This is a genomic window from Paradesulfitobacterium ferrireducens, from assembly GCF_017310645.1.
In the GTDB taxonomy this organism is placed as follows: domain Bacteria; phylum Bacillota; class Desulfitobacteriia; order Desulfitobacteriales; family Desulfitobacteriaceae; genus Paradesulfitobacterium; species Paradesulfitobacterium ferrireducens.
The window spans coordinates 1-1,655 of sequence record NZ_JAFLRH010000045.1 but is presented as its reverse complement, the minus strand read 5'-3'; the positions used below and the strand labels follow the sequence as shown (position 1 = coordinate 1,655).

Here is a 1,655-nt window from a genome sequence, read left to right as displayed (position 1 = left end):
GAATGAATTGGTCATCATGTTACCTCCACAAAAATGTTAGAGATAACATTCGACACGAGATAGGCAAATTCCTTTAAATGGAATAAAATACCTTTTGTAAAAAATTAACTTGCGGAATGAGGGGTGGATAGTGTGGTCAAGTTCTTTTGTTACATGCTCAAAATGACTTGTCCAAGTGCTGTGGACAACTTCCGCTACGGCTGCAGGTTGTCCATAGCGCGGCACTATCCACAAACCCCTTAATCTGCCTCCCTTTGGCCTTACACTTACTTGGGCAAGAGCCAGCACTACCAACGCTCTCATCGGCAACTAGAATGTAAATCTTATAATAAATAAAGCAATAGCAGTAAGCAAAAAGCTTAGGCAGTAGTCTGTGAGGTTTGAGCAGGCGGATTTTTCGGCTCTATTCTTATTTTCTCCAGAACCATTTGTTGCTGATCCTTAATGAACTTATCCCCATTGTTTAGCTCAATAATAAAGGTTTTGGAGTAAAAAATAGCCTGTGCACCTGTACTTTCAATCCCTAAGTGAACAATTGAGTTGTTATGATTGTCGTATAAAATGAACTCGCATTTAATCTTACAATCTTTAATGATGGTTCCGTCAAACTTAATAACCGAAGGATTCTCTAGGAGTTGGCTAATAAATGGGAAATGGGTAAGACGATGTTTGATGCTTTTGAACTTAGTCTTATTTGTGCTTCTCAAAACATCAAACGTCAGTCTTCCGGTCTTAATTTCGTCATAAGCTGAAATTCCCTTGAATCGATCATGTACATGGTGGATGCCTAATAAGTGCGCCAACCCTTCTGGATAAAAGTCAAGTTCTATTACTAAGCCACCCTTAAATTCATAAAAAAATCGATTGGAGCAAATGTATTCATCGTAGAATTCTTGCAATAATTGCAAAGATATTTCGCTAATTTTTGGTGCGGCAGTTAATTGCCGCAACTGCTCTTTGGTATACATTAAAAATAAATTCTCCCGGAAAACGAATTGAGTCTTAACCAGTTGTGGCTAAGACTCTGATTGTGAAAATACTTAATATTTTTTGGGACAACAAGCCAGTTTCACTATCCCTGGCCAGGACGCTTCTTGGTAATTTCCGTCCCCAAGCGGAACACGCGGTTGTCCTTTCGCGTGTGGGATTTCTCCCCGGTGGTTTTATCCACATTTTTATTTTATCTTTTTTCCCTAGACAGTGTCAATAGTTATGAGATGACAGGTATATAAAAAAGTTGGTCATTTTTGGTAATCTTTAGATGTTAAAAAACATTTGCTCGGTACTATTCATTAAGTCAAAGCAAGTATCTTTAATTGCAGCATCACTTTTATAAACCAAATCATCGATATCTGTTATGGAATTAAGCGTATAGAATTTCTTTTCGGGTATAAAATACAGCAAAACCTTTTTATTTAGTTTAATAAGATTAACTATATTATTAAAAGGTAAGCGTCAAACCACTTGACGCCTAGACAAATAGTGACTCGTATTAAGAGATTACAGAAACCCCTCGTCCCTGATGTCAACGACATGCAAAAACTGTTTCCGTATGAGTTCCCGGAATGCTTCATCGCTGAGGCGTTCGCCTTGATAAACACCGTCTTCAACCAAACGATCATCAATTAACCTTGTAAATTCCTCATCTTCACGGG

At 37.9% G+C, this 1,655-nt stretch carries 1 protein-coding gene; it reads right to left on the bottom strand.

The annotated features are described in order from the left end of the window. Positions 1–359: 359 nt before the first annotated feature. Complete coding sequence (locus tag J0X21_RS15475) at positions 360–968, bottom strand: PBECR4 domain-containing protein (protein WP_206813120.1); 609 nt, start codon at positions 966–968, stop codon at positions 360–362. Positions 969–1,655 lie beyond the last annotated feature (687 nt).